Origin of the sequence: Carnobacterium sp. 1290_CSPC (assembly GCF_001053265.1) — a bacterium.
GTDB lineage: Bacteria > Bacillota > Bacilli > Lactobacillales > Aerococcaceae > Aerococcus > Aerococcus urinaeequi.
This window is the reverse complement of sequence record NZ_JVVG01000112.1, coordinates 1-377: the sequence shown is the minus strand read 5'-3', so window position 1 is coordinate 377 and position 377 is coordinate 1. Positions and strand designations below refer to the sequence as shown.

4 tRNA genes are annotated in these 377 nt (G+C 50.7%); all 4 read left to right on the top strand.

Annotated features, from left to right (window positions below):
* Positions 1-2: 2 nt before the first annotated feature.
* The 4 genes from AC973_RS09110 to AC973_RS09095 all read left to right on the top strand — a co-directional run bounded on the left by AC973_RS09110 (position 3) and on the right by AC973_RS09095 (position 377).
* A tRNA-Gly gene (locus tag AC973_RS09110) sits at positions 3-74 on the top strand.
* A gap of 40 nt (positions 75-114) precedes the next feature.
* Positions 115-199: transfer RNA gene (locus tag AC973_RS09105), tRNA-Leu, on the top strand.
* 12 nt (positions 200-211) lie between these two features.
* Positions 212-285 (top strand) — tRNA-Arg (locus AC973_RS09100).
* Positions 286-303: 18 nt separating this feature from the next.
* Positions 304-377: transfer RNA gene (locus AC973_RS09095), tRNA-Pro, on the top strand.

Here is a 377-nt window from a genome sequence, read left to right as displayed (position 1 = left end):
ACGCGGAAATAGCTCAGTGGTAGAGCACCACCTTGCCAAGGTGGGGGTCGCGGGTTCGAACCCCGTTTTCCGCTTTGTCCGAAAGGACATCCATATAAATACATTTTATAATATGCCGGGGTGGCGGAATTGGCAGACGCACAGGACTTAAAATCCTGCGAGGGTTAACCTCGTACCGGTTCGACCCCGGTCCTCGGCATTTTATATTTATGCACCCATGGCTCAACTGGATAGAGTACCTGACTACGAATCAGGCGGTTGCAGGTTCGAATCCTGCTGGGTGCATGTTTATTTTTTTAATAGCGGGAAATAGCTCAGCTTGGTAGAGCACTTGGTTTGGGACCAAGGGGTCGCAGGTTCGAATCCTGTTTTCCCGA